Annotated in this window: 14 protein-coding genes; 12 read left to right on the forward strand and 2 right to left on the reverse strand. The window is 67.9% G+C overall.

The features are described 5' to 3' along the window. Window positions 1-163 precede the first annotated feature (163 nt). Window positions 164-1339 carry a flavin reductase gene (locus ACWIZO_RS15260; protein WP_448638500.1) on the reverse strand — a complete coding sequence of 392 codons (1176 nt, stop codon included), beginning with the start codon at window positions 1337-1339 and terminating at the stop codon, window positions 164-166. A 424-nt stretch (window positions 1340-1763) separates the two neighbouring features. Beyond that, entirely contained in the window at window positions 1764-2309 is a 546-nt protein-coding gene (locus tag ACWIZO_RS15265; RefSeq protein ID WP_448638501.1) for a nuclear transport factor 2 family protein, read from the reverse strand. On the opposite strand from ACWIZO_RS15265, the gene ACWIZO_RS15270 reads away from it, so the two are divergent. The 12 genes from ACWIZO_RS15270 (at window position 2308) to ACWIZO_RS15325 (ending at window position 15293) form a co-directional block, all read left to right on the forward strand. Next, entirely contained in the window at window positions 2308-2694 is a 387-nt protein-coding gene (locus ACWIZO_RS15270) for a hypothetical protein (protein ID WP_448638502.1), read from the forward strand. The two genes, ACWIZO_RS15265 and ACWIZO_RS15270, sit on opposite strands and share 2 nt — an antisense overlap. Before the next feature lie 354 nt (window positions 2695-3048). Beyond that, window positions 3049-4062, forward strand: a complete 1014-nt coding sequence (locus ACWIZO_RS15275) for an ABC transporter permease (RefSeq protein WP_448638503.1) — start codon at window positions 3049-3051, stop codon at window positions 4060-4062. Between the two features lie 192 nt (window positions 4063-4254). After that, window positions 4255-4794, forward strand: a complete 540-nt coding sequence (locus tag ACWIZO_RS15280; protein ID WP_448638504.1) for a pyridoxamine 5'-phosphate oxidase family protein — start codon at window positions 4255-4257, stop codon at window positions 4792-4794. 705 nt (window positions 4795-5499) lie between these two features. Continuing rightward, window positions 5500-7110 (forward strand): sugar ABC transporter ATP-binding protein, encoded by a 1611-nt coding sequence (locus ACWIZO_RS15285; protein WP_448638505.1) that lies wholly within the window; start codon window positions 5500-5502, stop codon window positions 7108-7110. 43 nt (window positions 7111-7153) lie between these two features. Beyond that, window positions 7154-8167, forward strand: a complete 1014-nt coding sequence (locus ACWIZO_RS15290) for an ABC transporter permease (RefSeq protein WP_448638503.1) — start codon at window positions 7154-7156, stop codon at window positions 8165-8167. Window positions 8168-8324: 157 nt separating this feature from the next. Then, window positions 8325-9467: a sugar ABC transporter substrate-binding protein gene (locus tag ACWIZO_RS15295; protein ID WP_448638506.1), complete on the forward strand. Its 1143-nt coding sequence runs from the start codon at window positions 8325-8327 to the stop codon at window positions 9465-9467. A gap of 151 nt (window positions 9468-9618) precedes the next feature. Continuing rightward, on the forward strand, window positions 9619-10803 hold the full coding sequence (locus tag ACWIZO_RS15300) for an LLM class flavin-dependent oxidoreductase (RefSeq protein WP_448638507.1): 1185 nt from the start codon (window positions 9619-9621) through the stop codon (window positions 10801-10803). A gap of 80 nt (window positions 10804-10883) precedes the next feature. After that, a complete protein-coding gene (locus ACWIZO_RS15305; RefSeq protein WP_448638508.1) occupies window positions 10884-11729 on the forward strand; it encodes an isocitrate lyase/PEP mutase family protein in 846 nt (281 codons plus the stop codon). Window positions 11730-11865: 136 nt separating this feature from the next. Beyond that, window positions 11866-12654, forward strand: a complete 789-nt coding sequence (locus ACWIZO_RS15310) for an SDR family NAD(P)-dependent oxidoreductase (protein ID WP_448638509.1) — start codon at window positions 11866-11868, stop codon at window positions 12652-12654. Between the two features lie 326 nt (window positions 12655-12980). Beyond that, on the forward strand, window positions 12981-13901 hold the full coding sequence (locus ACWIZO_RS15315; protein ID WP_448638510.1) for a 2-hydroxyacid dehydrogenase: 921 nt from the start codon (window positions 12981-12983) through the stop codon (window positions 13899-13901). 107 nt (window positions 13902-14008) lie between these two features. After that, the gene (locus ACWIZO_RS15320; RefSeq protein WP_448638511.1) at window positions 14009-14965 is read left to right on the forward strand and encodes an SDR family NAD(P)-dependent oxidoreductase; all 957 of its coding nucleotides are present in this window, start codon (window positions 14009-14011) and stop codon (window positions 14963-14965) included. A 76-nt stretch (window positions 14966-15041) separates the two neighbouring features. After that, entirely contained in the window at window positions 15042-15293 is a 252-nt protein-coding gene (locus ACWIZO_RS15325; RefSeq protein ID WP_448642965.1) for a transposase, read from the forward strand. Window positions 15294-15332: the final 39 nt, after the last annotated feature.

A 15332-nucleotide genomic window follows, 5' to 3' on the forward strand; every position in this document is an offset into this window, starting at 1 on the left:
GAAGATCAGGACGGACGAACCCCCGGTCTGAGCCGATGCGGGGCGAGCGGTCCCACGAGGCGCTCGAGCGCCTCGACGAGAGAACCAGACGCCTCGTCGAGGCGGTGACGCGCCCTCGCGCGTGCGGCATGCCCACAACGCCGAGGGTTGGTCCGCAGCACAGCTAGGCAAGGCGCTCGGTGATGCGTGCAGTGGCCTCGAGCAGTCGCTGGATGCATCGCTGCACGTCCGGCTTGGGAGTGGTCACCGGGATGTTGTGGATGTTCACCATCAGCGCCAGCTCGCCGTCGGGGCCGAACACAGGTGCGCTGATGGACGCGATCGCTCCGGTCGGATGACCGTCCAACCGCGCGACGTCCTCCTGCGACCTGACCTCGGCGACGGAGGTGGTACTGCGCATGAGCTGGGCGATCTGACGCTCCATCGCGGGAGTGTGTCCGTGCTCCGCGATGATCTCGGAGACCTCGTCGACGTCTGCCATGGACCGCCACACGGTCATCGACCATCCGGTGCTCCGGATCGTCGCCATCTCGTCGAGGACGCGCTGGCGATCGTCAGCGGGCGTCCTGATCCTGTCCATCCACTGGGTCTGCTCATCGCGAGGGGCCCATGCCATGAACACCTCACCCCAGGGCGGCACCACAGGAAAGGTCATGCCGATGCGCCACGGTGGGACCACGTCCTGGGGCGGGAAGACTGACGCGACGACCACGCTCTGGTCGCCCTTCGGCACCTGCGCATGACACTCGAAACCCACGTCGGCAGCCAGGGCCTCGATCTCCGCGCGTGCCCGGTCGGCGATCGACAGGCTGTGCAGCATGTCGGTGCTCGCACCCATCGCGAGGGACGTCGTGGCGAACCCGCCGTATCCGCCCTGGAAGAAGAGCAGGGGGATGGTCGGCACGCCCGTCCCCAGGTGTGTGACGCGCCCGAGCACGATGTAGTGGTCCCCGGCCTCGTCGATGCGCTCGAACTCGCAGTCGATCCAGGCGACCACTCCGTCGATGACGGGAGCGCCCGAGGGCGCCGGAGACCAGTCGACACCGGCGAACTTGTCCCCGCCACTGACAGCGAACTGTCGGCAGATCGGCTCCTGCTTCGCCGACAGGATGTTGACGCAGAAGGTGCGTGCCTCCCGAAGGGTCTTGAAGGACGAGGACGAGCGGGCGGGCAGGAAGGCGACGAGAGGCGGGTCCAGGGAGACCGACGTGAACGACCCGACGACCATCCCCGATGGTCGGCCGTCCGGCCCCATCGCCGTGACGACCACCACGCCCGTGGGGAGGTGGCCCAGGACCTCGCGAAAGCGCTTGTCGTCGAAAGTCGTGTCGACGTCCATGTCAGCTCCTACCGTTGTGTGCTGAAGCGTTGACCGAGCGATGCGTGGATCTCTGCATGCGCGACACCGCGACCAACCCGCATCGACGCCGATCCAGCAGTTCAGCCGCGTCGATCTCCTCGACCGTGGGGCTCCGGCGGCCGGTCACCACCGGACCGGTTCCCGCACCGCCAGGAGCCCGATCGCATTGAAGCTCATCTTCGGCGCCTGGGACAGGTCGATGTGCCACGCGCCAGCCGGTCGCGCCGGGACGATACTCGGAGGACAGGCTCCCCGATCGGCGAGGCGTGCGCGATGCCGATTCGAAGGCCCGGCCACCGCTCGGTACTCGAGGTCTCGCGGGCGAGCGATGGCTGTGCGCACCGGACGCTGCGTCCGGTGCGCGGCCTGGCCGACGCCGGCGATCCTGGTCCGAGCCGATCCCTCAGGCCAGGGAGTGCGGCTTCTGATAGATCCGGTCGTCGGGGAACCAGTCGCCGCCGACGAAGGCGTCCACCCCGGGGAACCGCTCGTCCGAGCGCCACACGGTGCTCCAGTCGATGACGACGACCCGGTTGGCGATCTTCCACTCGCCACCGCGTCGTTCGAGATAGTCGACGTAGCGGCCCGCGAGCGCGGTGACGAAGTTCGGGAGAGGCGCACGCCCATGCTCGGCGTAGTGCACGAAGTAGGTCTCCGCGGACGCCCGATCGCCGTCGACGGCGATGTTGGACTGCCCGAGCACGTGCTGCTGACCGGAGTATTCCTTGGCGGCGGCCAGGCCCCAGGTCACGAACTCCTGGGCATTGCCCTTGAATCCGCCGTGGTCGTCGTGCCCGTCGTCCCAGTACGCCGCGCGCGCGTTCGACTCCTCGCACCGGTCCATGCCGCGGGCGTAGCCCTCGACCACTCGCCGGATCGCGTCGCGCTCGAGGAGCGCACGCAGCTGACCCAGCTCTGCCGCCGTCAGAGGAGCGGATTCATTCGTCATGTTCCTCATCATGAACTCTCGGGCGAGCGGGCCGCCAGTGCCGCCCGTCGTCGCTGAGATCGAGAGCGACCCCGCCGCGCAACGCGATCGCGCGGCGCGGATCGGCGGGACGGTCGCGCACTTCGACCGCGTGTGCGGACGAACATCCGCGCTCGCGGTGCAGGCGGTGGACGACGCCGCGGTGCACCTCCCGGCTTCCGCGTGGTCGGGCCACCATCCGATCGACCGAGGTGGTCCGGCGGGTGCCGGCCGTCGCCGTGACCGCGGCGGACCTCGCGGTGGGGTACGCCGGCTGGACGATCCGCACGATCACGAGGAGCGGCCGGCGGTGACCGCAGTGGCGCGAGAGTTGGCGGCTCGAGTCGCGAGGACCCGGCGCATCTGACGTCTCGCGAGGCGGAGCAACGAGGTGTTGATGGCATCGCAGGCATAGCTGGCCGACCGGGTGCTCGCCGCTCACGGGGCCACCTCCGGGTGCCAATTGGTCATGAGGAACCGTTGACCGGGCGTGTGGACGGGTGTCAGACTCACCGCGGTAGGAGTGACCCGCGCCACGTGCGCGAGGTGGGCAAGTACGCCGGGATCCTGACCGCGCCAACTTCGAAGGACGAGTCCCATGACTGCGACCGCGAGTCCCGAGCGTGACCAAACGCCGCCGCCGGTGGGTTCCCGGAGGGCGGGATCTCCCATGCATAGCGTGTCGGGTGTGCTGGGTGCGCTGAGCCCCAGGCGGGTCAGCGTGTTGTACCTGCTGGTCCTGATCATCGTGATCTTCGGCATCACGATTCCTGATCTGTTCCTCTCCGAGATCACCTTCCAGAGCGTCGCCCGCAGTCAGGCGGTCGTGGGCATCCTCGCGTTGGCGGCGCTGCTGCCGTTCGTGGCCGGTGAGTTCGACATCAGCCTGGGGACCAATCTGGCGCTGTCGGTGATCCTGATGGCCTGGATGAGCAACAACCATCCCGGTCTCGGGGTGTGGACGATGTGTCTGATCGCTGTCCTGGTGTCGGCGTTCGTCGGCCTGGTCAACGGGCTGCTGGTCGGCAAGTTGGGGATCAACTCGTTCATCGCGACGCTGGGCACCAGCCAGATCCTGGCCGCGATCGCGCTGAAGATCTCCAACAACGAGCAGGTGCTGGCCTCGCTCCCGCAGAACTTCATGGACCTGGGTCAGGGGCGCACCCTCGGGGTTCCCAACGGCCTGTTCGTGACCGTGGTCCTGGGTCTGCTGGTGTGGTACGTGCTGCAGTGGACCAAGATCGGTCGCCACCTGTACGCCTCGGGGTTCAACCGCGAGGCCGCGCGACTGTCGGGGGTGCGCACCGAGCGGGTCGTGATCGGCTCGTTCATCGCGGGCGGGGCGATCGCCGGGCTGGCCGGGGTGGTGTTCATCGCCCAGGTGGGGACGTTCACCAACTCCATCGGGATGCCGTTCCTCTTCCCGGCCTACGCCGCGGTGTTCCTCGGAGCCACCCAGTTCAACCTGCGGCCCAACGTGTGGGGCACGCTGCTGGCGATCTTCACCCTGGCTCTGGGCGTGCAGGGTCTGCAGTTGTCCTCGTCGGGGTCCGGGTTCTGGATCACGCCGCTGTTCAACGGCATCGCCCTGGTGGCCGCGGTGATGTTCAGCCGCCGGCAGAACGCCCGCACCACCACCCAGGTCGAACCCACCGACTCCGCCGGCCCGCACCCATCGGACCTGGCGGCCGACAACCCGACCACCGGCAAAGACCCACAGGCCGTCAGCCGGTAGGCGATTCCTCGCGGCCCAGGAGGCGCCCGGGGAGGACGTCGAGAACTCCGGCGCCGGGCACTGCCCATGAACGACCTGCACACCACCCACACATCACTGTCAGAAGGACGGCCTGCACGGCACTGCGGCACCGCGATCGTCGGTGTTCACCGTGCTGACCGGACTTCCGGCTCCCGACGCAGAGGAGCTCACATGCCGAAGTTGACCCAGCAGGAGTTCGAGGAGTTCATGACCGCTCCGGGTTTCTACGCCCGGATCGCGACCGTGGACGAGGACGGCTACCCGCGGGTGATCCCGATCATCTTCCTGTTCGACGAAGGAAAGATCGGGTTCACGCTGCGGCCCAACTCCGCACCGTGGAACAACGTCCGCCGCGACGGCCGCGTAGCGATGACCATCGACGAGACGACGGGCCCGATGCGGCGCGTGAACGTCCAGGGTCGCGCCGAGGTCGTCTTCCAGCCCGGCCAGGAGAAAGAGTGGGTCGACCAGCACCGTCGGGCGCTGTCGAAGACGCACCCAGCGGAATACATCGAGCAGTACATCAACGCGCAGTTCGAGGCGGGAGTCGAACGGCCCTGGCTCCAGATCGACCTCGCTGCTCCGACGACCCGCCTGCGGACGTGGCGCAACACCCTCCCCGAGGAGGGGGACGAGCGTCTCGGGCTGCCCTACGCCAAGCAGTACATCGTGAACGCGCCCGATTCGGCTCAGACGAGCAAAGCGCCCTGACCTGCACGGCCTCTGTCCAGGGTCGACGGCGGCAGCGTCAGGCACGATCTGACTGATCTCGTCCGGAGGTCCTCGGCCGAGCGCTGCGCCAGCCTCCCTGCGTTGCCGGGCCGGCCGGCCGGCACGGTCCGATCCCAGCCCGCGGCGCACGATCGCTCACGGCATGTAGGCCGGATGCAGGAGCGCAGGTCGGCCGCCGCGCGGTGGCAGCCGCCGGTTCGGCCCGGCTTGGTCCCGGAGCCGACCGCGGCGACCTCTGCCCGGCCGATGCCCCATGGGCACCTCGGTCGGTTCGATCGCGACGACCTCCATCGCATGGTCCCCCGACCGTAGGCACAGGGTCGTCCGGGTGCCGGATGGCGAGCGCGCACGCCGTCTCGGAGTCCGCTCCTCCAGGTCCTGGCCGGCGTCCTCCCGCTGCCTGCCGACATCACCGGTGGATGCTGCCTGGTCGTTCGCCGAGTCTGGCGACGCGCTGGTTCGCGGTTGCTCCTCCACGAAGATCTCCCTGGTCGTAGCCGCCGACCGCTGGATGCCGCCGCCCTCGTCGAGCTCGGAGCGGCCCGCTAATTGGTCATGAGGAACCGTTGACTGGGCGCTCGGACGGGTGCCAGACTCCCCGCGGTAGGAGTGACCCCCGCCACGTGCGTGGGGCGGGCGAGTGCGCCGAGACCCTGACCGCGCCACCTTCGAAGGACGAGGCTGATGACCGCCACCGAAAGTCCAATGGCCGCCACCGCGGGTTCCGACCGCGAGACGGTCCTGTGGCTCCGGGGTGTCACGAAGTCGTTCGGTGCCCAGCGGGCCTTGGATACGGTCGACCTGGAGATCCGCAAGGGTGAGATCCACGCGGTCGTGGGCCAGAACGGGTGTGGGAAGTCCACCCTGGTGAAGCTGCTCGGTGGCTACCACAGCCCGGACGCCGGCAGTGAGGCGACCGTTGCTGGTGAGCCGTTCGAGTTGGGGTCTGCGGCGGCTGCCAACGATGCCGGTCTGCGGTTCGTCCACCAGGACCTGGGTCTCATCGAGGACCTGAGCGTGGCGGAGAACTTCTTCATGGCGTCACACCGGGGTTGGGTGAACCGGATCTCCAAGGGTGACGAGCGGTCGAGCGCCGGTCGGGCTCTGAAGGACTTCGGTTACGACATCGACCCGCGGGCCCTGGTCGGTTCGTTGTCGGCGGCTCAGCGCACGGTGGTCGCCATCGTGCGAGCGCTGCACGGCGAGAAGCCACCGGCGCTGCTGATCCTCGACGAGCCGACGGCTTCCCTGCCCGGGCCTGATGCGCAGTTGCTCTTCGACGCGCTGCGGCGGTTGACACGGGCGGGCGGCTCGGTGCTGTTCATCAGCCACCACCTGGACGAGGTGATGGAACTGGCTGAGACGGTCACCATCCTCCGAGATGGTCGCAAGGTCGCGACGGTGTCATCCCACGATCTGTCCCACGACCGACTCGTCGAGTTGATGCTCGGCCGCGCCCTGACGCCTCGCGCCCAGTCGGATGCGCCAGCGGCGAAGAGCGACTCCGGCGTCGCCCCGCGGCTCACCGTCCGGGATGTCCACGGCGGAGGCCTGCGTGGCGTGGACTTCGACGTGCTGCCCGGCGAGGTGCTGGGCATCGCCGGCCTGACGGGTTCGGGTCGCGAGACCATCGCCGGCGCGATCGCCGGGCAGTTGCACCTGCCGGGCACGGTCGCGATCGACGGGCGGTCCATCCGGCCGGGAGATCCGGCCGCTTCTCTGGCGCGAGGCCTGGCGTATGCGCCGGCCGAACGGCGTCGCGATGCCCTGCTCAGCACTGCGACCCTCCGCGAGAACCTCACCATCGCCGACATCCGGTCGATCTCGCGGCGTGGACGTCTCAGCCGGCGTCTGGAGCGCAAGGACGCGCAGAAGTGGATGAAGGCTCTGGACGTCCGGCCGCCGATGTCCGAGCGCGTCATCGACCAGTTCTCCGGTGGTAACCAGCAGAAGGTGGTCCTGGGTCGGCTCCTTCGGACCGACCCCAAGGTGCTGGTGCTGGACGAACCCACCCAGGGGGTGGACGTCGGTGCGAAGGCCACCATCCACGACCTGGTCGTCGGCGCGGCGACCGGGGGAGCGGCCGTGGTCGTCTGCTCCTCCGACGTCGAGGAACTGGTCCAGGTGTCCACCCGCGTCCTGGTGTTCCGCCGCGGACGTCCGGGTGCGGAGCTGACCGGTCCGGACCTGACCGTCGAACGCATCGAAGAGGAGCAGTTGCGGCCGACGGAGGCAGGGCCAACACACGGGGCCGCCGCCGGTGGGTTCCCGGAGGGCGGGATCTCCCATGCATAGCGTGTCGGGTGTGCTGGGTGCGCTGAGCCCCAGGCGGGTCAGCGTGTTGTACCTGCTGGTCCTGATCATCGTGATCTTCGGCATCACGATTCCTGATCTGTTCCTCTCCGAGATCACCTTCCAGAGCGTCGCCCGCAGTCAGGCGGTCGTGGGCATCCTCGCGTTGGCGGCGCTGCTGCCGTTCGTGGCCGGTGAGTTCGACATCAGCCTGGGGACCAATCTGGCGCTGTCGGTGATCCTGATGGCCTGGATGAGCAACAACCATCCCGGTCTCGGGGTGTGGACGATGTGTCTGATCGCTGTCCTGGTGTCGGCGTTCGTCGGCCTGGTCAACGGGCTGCTGGTCGGCAAGTTGGGGATCAACTCGTTCATCGCGACGCTGGGCACCAGCCAGATCCTGGCCGCGATCGCGCTGAAGATCTCCAACAACGAGCAGGTGCTGGCCTCGCTCCCGCAGAACTTCATGGACCTGGGTCAGGGGCGCACCCTCGGGGTTCCCAACGGCCTGTTCGTGACCGTGGTCCTGGGTCTGCTGGTGTGGTACGTGCTGCAGTGGACCAAGATCGGTCGCCACCTGTACGCCTCGGGGTTCAACCGCGAGGCCGCGCGACTGTCGGGGGTGCGCACCGAGCGGGTCGTGATCGGCTCGTTCATCGCGGGCGGGGCGATCGCCGGGCTGGCCGGGGTGGTGTTCATCGCCCAGGTGGGGACGTTCACCAACTCCATCGGGATGCCGTTCCTCTTCCCGGCCTACGCCGCGGTGTTCCTCGGAGCCACCCAGTTCAACCTGCGGCCCAACGTGTGGGGCACGCTGCTGGCGATCTTCACCCTGGCTCTGGGCGTGCAGGGTCTGCAGTTGTCCTCGTCGGGGTCCGGGTTCTGGATCACGCCGCTGTTCAACGGCATCGCCCTGGTGGCCGCGGTGATGTTCAGCCGCCGGCAGAACGCCCGCACCACCACCCAGGTCGAACCCACCGACTCCGCCGGCCCGCACCCATCGGACCTGGCGGCCGACAACCCGACCACCGGCAAAGACCCACAGGCCGTCAGCCGGTGACCGGGCGGCTCGAACGAGACGTCCTCCCTCACCGGGCTGCGGTTCCTCGTCGACGGTGGAGTGTTGGCCTGACCGACGACGATCAACGACACCTCGCCTGACAGTGGTCCAACCTGTTTCGCGTTCTTCCTTTTCCATCTCAACCAGGAGGCAAGTCTTGTTCGGCTCGACCAACCGTGGAGCGCGAGGAATCGTCGCCGTCTCATCCGCGGTTCTGCTGTCCCTTCTCGCGGCGTGCGGGAGCGACAGCTCCGGTGGTGGCGGCGGTTCTTCCGGGGAGACCGACGACGCGGCCGTCGCGGCAGCGCAGGAGCGTCTCGCCCCCTACCTGACTCCGGCGGACGAGATCGAGGTCGACGTCCCCCTGACCCGGAGGCCGGATGAAGGCAAGCGCGTCGACATCATCCGTCTGAACAACCCGGCCGCGGAGGACTTTGCACGGAACTACGAGGACCCCGGCGCCGCTCTGGGGTGGGAGGTCCGTGTCAACGCGGTCGACGGCACGGACCCGCAGGCGATCAGCAACGGAGTACTCCGCGCAGTCAACGAGGGCGTGGACTACATCGTGGTCCAGTCCAGCACCATCCCGACGATGGGACCGAGCATGGAGGCGGCCCGGGCTGCAGGGATCCCGGTCTTCTTCGCGGCCGGAGTCGGCGAGCCGCAGGGTGAGGCCAACGGCCTCTACGGCAACACCATGGCCGAGAACCCGATGCTCGGCAACATGCGGATGACGGATCAGGCGATCGTCGACAGTGGGGGCACCGGAACCATCCTGCACGTCAACGCGCCCGATTTCCCGGCCCTGGCGCCCATCGACGATGCGGTGGCGCAACTGGTCGCCGACGAGTGCGGTCAGTGCACCCTCGAGTCCCTGAGCATCTCGGCCGCTGATCTCGGTGGGGACATCGCGTCCACCATCGTCGCGGCCATCCGCCAGAACCCCGACGTCAAGTACGTGGTCGCGGCCTTCCCCGACCTGGCTCGCGGGCTGCCCCAGGCACTTGCGGCCGGTGGTCTGGACGACGTCCAGATCTACCTCTCCCTCCCCGATGAGGCCTCGGTGGCACTGGTGGAGCGCGGGGACTACGACGCCGCGATCCTGACTCCGAAGGAGAGCTTCGCCTGGGTGCTGTTCGACCAGATCGCCCGGGTGAGCGTCGGGATGGACCCGCTCCAGGAGGAGCACGGCACTTTGAACATGCAGCTCTGGACGACCGAGGACATGCCGGAGGGGGAGACCACGTGGGACCCGCCGAACTTCCAGGACAAGTACAGGGAATTGTGGCAGGTCTCCTGACAGCACCACTTGACGGGCACAGCGCGAAGGGACGGCGTGGCGCGGAGGCGTCGTCCCCGGCAACCGTCAGCTTCCTACCAGCCGGCGCCGGACGGCCCGCCACAGCGGGTGCACGGGACCGCCATCAACAACTCCTATCACCGAAGAAGGTATGACGCTCATGTCGCAGGAAGTCACCCAGTCCACCCCGTTCGCTGATGGAACGGTCCAGCGTTCCGACTCCCCGATCTTCAGCGGTCCGAACAAGATGAAGCTGGGTGTCTTCTCGATCAACCTGGCGGGCGCGTCCTCCGGGGTCAGCACGATGGGCGGCTCGATGGCCGTCGCGAACTGGGACGACCAGAAGAACATCGCGATGACGGCGGATCGGGCGGGGATCGAGGCGCTGGTGTCGGCGTCGCGGTGGAAGGGGTTCAACACGCCGAGTGGCTACTGGGACCGCACCTATGAGACGTGGACGTGGGCCGGTGCCATGGCCGCGATCACCGAGCGGATCCAGGTCTTCACCACGTGTGCAGTGCCGCTGTACCACCCCGTGATGGCCGCCAAGATGGGCGCGACCGTAGACCACATCTCCGGTGGTCGGTGGGGTGTGAACATCGTGCCGGGGTGGTTCGGCCCGGAGTTCGAGCAGTTCGGGATGGAGATGGGGGACCGCAAGGCGCGCTACCGGCTCGCGCAGGAGTGGTTCACCCTGGTCAACCGGCTGTGGACGGAGACCGAGGAGTTCGACTTCGAGGGTGAGTTCTTCAAACTCAAGGGCGCCATCTCGAACCCCAAGCCGATGCAGACGCCGCGGCCGTTGGTGATGAACGCCGGCCAGAGCGAGGAGGGGCTGGGCTTCGCGGTCAACAACGCGGACATGATCTTCGTGAGCACGGTCAACGAGGAGGCGCTCACTTCCAACATCGCGAAGATCCGCGCGGACGCGGAGAAGCTGAGCAAGCAGGTCTCGATCTGGTCCAACCTCGACATCATCGTCAAGCGCACGGAGCAGGAGGCGCGTGACTTCGCCGATGCGTGGATGGAGGCTGTCGACACCCAGGCGGTCGACAAGTACATCGGCTTGATGTCGGGGGGCGACGCCGGCACGCACGCAGCACTGATGGCCAACCCCGACATCTGGAACTCGGTGGCGATGTCGGGCGCCAACAGGCAGGTGGTCGGCAGTCCGGAGATGCTCGTCGAGGAGTTCCAGAAGCTCTCGGATCTCGGCATGGATGGCCAGACCATGACCTTCCACGAGTACCCCCAGGGCCTCGAGCTGTTCATCTCCGACGTGCTCCCGTTGATGACCGAGGCCGGACTGCGCGAGAAGCACACCCCCGCCAGCTGATGTGCCACGCGGCTCGGCTCGCGGGTCGAGCCGAGCCGCGTCGGCGACAGCCCCATCCCGACTGAAGGAGTCAAGAGTCAATGGTGAGTAGCCTCAGGAACCTGATCAGTGAGAACTCACCACTGATCGCTGCACCTGCCTACGACGGCATCTCGGCCCGTCTGGTGCGGGCGTTCGACTTCAAGGCCGCCTACGTCGGCAGCTTCGCCGTCACTGCCGCGAAGTACGGGATGTTGGACATCGGCTTCGTCGGACTCGAGGACATGGCGGACGTGGTCCGCCGCGTCGCACCCATCGTCGAGGTCCCGGTGATCGTCGACGGCGAGGGCGGGTTCGGCAATCCGATCCACGTCGCGAACGCGGTCCGGGTCCTGGAGCGAGCCGGCGCGAGTGCCACCCACATCGAGGACCACGTGTTCGGGAAGCACGTGGGGATCCCCCAGGTGCTCCCGGTGAAGCAGGCAGTCGACAAGATCAAGGCAGCTCTCGACGCGCGGACCTCCGACGACTTCCTCATCATCGCCCGATCGGATGCGCTGGTCGGTGAGGGCGAGGAGGCCACGATCGACCGTCTGCTCGCCTATCAGGAGGCCGGGGCGGATGCTCTGTTCCTCGCCCGCGCCCAGAAGCCCGGTGAGGTCCAGAACAAGCGACTCGGCGAGGAGAGTCGGGTGCCCATCGTGATGACGAACGCACCAGGCTGGAGCGCCGCAGATCTGGGTCAGCAGGGCGCGGACGTCGTCCTGTACGCCACGTTGGCGACTCTCGCTGCTGAGTCGAGCATGCGCAAGGCGCTCGAGGTCCTCGCGCGCGAGGGCTCGTCGGTGTCCGTCGACGACGATTTCATCGACTTCGCCTCGCTCGATGCCTTCTTCGGAGTGGACGAGTACCTCGCCACGGCCCGGCGATTCGGTCTCGTCCCGTAGCAGTGAGACGCGGTCGGCCGGCTCGCCGACGGCCGTCGCGCCCGATGGACCAGCGCTCCGGGGACAGGCCCCGAGCGTGCGCAGATCACATATGGTAGACGGCGACACAGCCGTCACAAAGGGAGGCAGTGAAGAGATGGCAAACGAGCTCTTTTCGATCGAGGGGAAGCGAGTCCTGCTCACCGGCGGTGCCCGGGGAATCGGTGGAGGTACCGCCCGGTACCTGGCCCGACAGGGCGCTCAGATCATCACCTTCGACGTCAGGGACGAGGAGGGGTCGCAGACTGCGAAGGAGGCGACCGAGGCCGGCCCGGGTCGGGTCACGTTCCGGCGCGTGGACGTCCAGAGCCCCGAAGAGATCAGCGAGGGCGTCGAGTGGGCGGTCAAGGAGCTCGGCGGGCTGGACGCGATGATCACCAGCCACGGAGGACCACTCCTCTCGGCTGCTGAGGAGACCCCGCTGGCCGACTGGGACTGGCAGCTGCAGGTCAACTCCAGGGGCACCGGTCTGCTCTGCCAGGCCGTCTTCCCGCATCTCAAGGAGAAGGGTGGGTCCATCGTGAACGTCGCCGCCGGCGGCGCCCTGAAGGACGGTCCGATCCGCACCGCCTCGTACTCCGCCTCCAAGGGCGCGATCATCAGCTACACCAGGACGATCGCGTACGAGTGGGCGAAGTACAACATCCGCGCAAACTGCGTGAACCCGGTCGTGCAGACCCAGCGCGACGTCGAGCTCATGGAAGAGATGACCCCGGAGGATCGGAAGACGTTCGAGGGCACGGTTCGCAACAACATCCCGCTCGGGCACTTCGGCGATGTCGAGACCGAACTGGCACCCGTGTTCCAATTCCTGATCTCGCCCGCCGCCAAGTTCATCACGTCGCAGATCTACGGCGTCGATGGAGGCCTCTGCCCCAGCCGCTGATGTCGTCCAGGCAGCGTTGCGCCTGACTTCCAGAGCGCCGGGCGCGTGTCACGGCCCGCCGATGTCACGGTGAGCAAGCCGTATGGCACGCGCCCGGTGTTTCTTCTGTGACGTTTTCCTGCTGGTCCTCGGGGCTGGGCTGAACGTCCGTCGGAAGCGCCTGGAGGTGGGTGCAGAGGATCGCCGCCCCTACCGACGTCGCCACCGCACACCGTCGCGGAAGGTCGGGGGCGCCACCCGTCCGCCGTCCTGGCTGCCTCGATCCGAGATGTGCGCACGGCCCGGTACACGGCCGAGCGCCTTCCCGGTCACCAGGAAGTGACACCATGCCGTCCACATTGCTTCTGAGCGTTCCCGACGAGGCCTTCCGAGAGGCGCTCGGGCCGCTCCCTCCTGACGTCGATGCCGTCGTCTGGGAGATGCAGAGCGGTTGGCATCGCGAGGAAGTCCCGGACATCGTCGTGCTGCCGTACCAGCGCGAGCTCGCGAGCCTGCCGCATCTGCACGATCTCCGGCCACGGCTGGTCCAGACGCAGACGATCGGCTATGACGGCTTCGGTGCGGCACTGGCCCCCGGACACGTCGTGTCCAACGCGAGTTCCGTGCACGAGGCATCCACCGCCGAGTTCGCCCTGGCCTTGGTCCTCGCATCTCAGCGCGGGCTGCCCGAGATCGTCCGCGTGGGACCGAACCGAGCACGCCACTGGTACCCTTCCCTGGCCGACCGGTCGGTGCTGCTGATCGGCTACGGCGGGGTGGGACGCGCCATCGAGAGCAGGCTGGCGCCGTTCGAGGTGCGGCTCACCCGGGTCGCCGGCCGCCGGCGCCAGACGGACACGGGTGTGGTGCACGGCATTGCCGACCTCCCCGGACTGCTCCCGGACGCGGACATCGTCATCGTCTGTGTGCCGCTGAACGACAGCACCACCGGCCTCGTCGACGAGGCCTTCCTCGGGGCGATGCCCGACGGCGCCCTCCTGGTCAACGTCGCGCGCGGCAGGGTCGCCGACACCGCGGCCCTGACGCAGCACGCCGAGCGGGGACGCCTGCGGTTCGCCCTGGACGTCACCGACCCTGAACCGCTGCCGGACGACCATCCTCTCCTCCACCTGCCCAACGTGCTCGTGACACCGCACATCGGAGGAGCGTCCTCGGCCATGGGCCCGCGGATCGCGCGCCTCGTCCACACGCAGATGATCCATCTACGCGCAGGTCAGGAAGCAGTCAACGTCGTCCTCCGCACCTAGGGCGTGCCTCCTGAGTCCGTCGGCCACATGGCGATGCGGGCTCAGCACCATCACGACCACTGAGCGGATTCGAACCCGGACGTTGTCAGGACACACGGAGGAAGGCGATGGAGCGGAACGCTCAGGTCAGGCTTGATGGAAGGGTCGCGATCGTCACGGGTTCATCGGCCGGCTGGGGGAGGGGCGTCGCTGACGAGCTCGCCCGCCGAGGGGCGGCGGTGTGCGTGAACGGGCGCAACCGAGCGACGGTCGACCTCGCGGTGGCTGAGATCACACAGGCGGGCGGCAAGGCGATCGGAGTGGTCGCGGATGTGTCGATCAGGGAAGACGTCGATCGACTCGTGGCCACGACGACCGATCAGCTCGGCCGGCTGGACATCATGATCAACAATGCGGCGGGCCCCCTGGTCCCCGTGTCAGTGGTCGACCAGACCGATGAGGCGTGGCGCGCCACGTTCGCGGCGACCGTGGACGCCGTGTTGTTCGGCGCTCGCGCTGCTGCCCGAGTCTTCCTGCGTCAGGGAACCGGTGGTCGCATCATCAACATGGCGGCGAGCAGTGGCGTCTACGGGATCGCGGACGGGGCGGCTACCGCTGCAGCCAAGGGTGCGGTACTCGCCGCGACGTTCAGCTGGGCCCTGGAGTTGGCAGATCACGGCATCACCGTCAATGCGGTGCGGGCGGGCGTGGACACCCCAGGGGCAGCGGACCTGGTGAACAGGGCGCGAGAGGCCTTGGTCGCGGCAGGACGGGACGTTCCTGAGGATTCCCGTGAGCTGGGAGTCTTCCCGCCGAGCGAGGCTGCGGGACTGGTCGTCTGGTTGGCCTCGGACGAGGCCTCGGACGTCACCGGACGATTCATCGGAGTGGACGGCCCGAAGATCGCGCTCTGGGAGGTCGCATCCCCGGCTCACGCCTTGCGGCACGAGCCCTACTGGGACGTGGAAGCCATCTCGCGTGAACTTCCCGCACTCCTGCGGTCTCACCGGACTCAGCCTCAGGGTATCGGCCAGATGAACCCGGCCTACCACCACGTGTATGACACTCATGAGGGCCACTCGTGATGGGACGATCGAAGAGTTACGGTGTGATGCCGCCTCCGGGTGAGGCCAGGAGGAGGGTGCCCTGCCGAAGAGGTACCTGCACCGGTTCCGGCAGCGGGCGGTTCGGGTCGTTCTCGATCATGCCGAGGACTACGGCTCTCCGACTGCGGCCTGCAAGGCCGTCAGCGCGCACCTGGGCATCTCCCGGGAGGCCTTGCGTCGCTGGGTGAACCAGACCCAGGTCGATGCCGGCGCCCAGCCGGCGGTGAGCACCGCGGAGTCTGAAGAGGTTCGGGCGCTCATGGCGGAGAACACGCGGCTGCGCGAGGTGAACGAGATCCTGCGCTAGTCGTCGATCATCTTCGCGCGGGAACTCGCACCGCACCAT

The organism is Geodermatophilus sp. URMC 63 (genome assembly GCF_053502565.1).

What these genes read in the sequence shown, in the direction of transcription:
- ACWIZO_RS15260 (WP_448638500.1), bottom strand. Translation starts at nt 1,339, where the DNA reads ATGGACGTCGACACGACTTTCGACGACAAGCGCTTTCGCGAGGTCCTG.
- ACWIZO_RS15270 (WP_448638502.1), top strand. Translation starts at nt 2,308, where the DNA reads ATGTTCCTCATCATGAACTCTCGGGCGAGCGGGCCGCCAGTGCCGCCC.
- ACWIZO_RS15265 (WP_448638501.1), bottom strand. Translation starts at nt 2,309, where the DNA reads ATGACGAATGAATCCGCTCCTCTGACGGCGGCAGAGCTGGGTCAGCTG.
- ACWIZO_RS15280 (WP_448638504.1), top strand. Translation starts at nt 4,255, where the DNA reads ATGCCGAAGTTGACCCAGCAGGAGTTCGAGGAGTTCATGACCGCTCCG.
- ACWIZO_RS15285 (WP_448638505.1), top strand. Translation starts at nt 5,500, where the DNA reads ATGACCGCCACCGAAAGTCCAATGGCCGCCACCGCGGGTTCCGACCGC.
- ACWIZO_RS15300 (WP_448638507.1), top strand. Translation starts at nt 9,619, where the DNA reads ATGACGCTCATGTCGCAGGAAGTCACCCAGTCCACCCCGTTCGCTGAT.
- ACWIZO_RS15305 (WP_448638508.1), top strand. Translation starts at nt 10,884, where the DNA reads ATGGTGAGTAGCCTCAGGAACCTGATCAGTGAGAACTCACCACTGATC.
- ACWIZO_RS15310 (WP_448638509.1), top strand. Translation starts at nt 11,866, where the DNA reads ATGGCAAACGAGCTCTTTTCGATCGAGGGGAAGCGAGTCCTGCTCACC.
- ACWIZO_RS15315 (WP_448638510.1), top strand. Translation starts at nt 12,981, where the DNA reads ATGCCGTCCACATTGCTTCTGAGCGTTCCCGACGAGGCCTTCCGAGAG.
- ACWIZO_RS15320 (WP_448638511.1), top strand. Translation starts at nt 14,009, where the DNA reads ATGGAGCGGAACGCTCAGGTCAGGCTTGATGGAAGGGTCGCGATCGTC.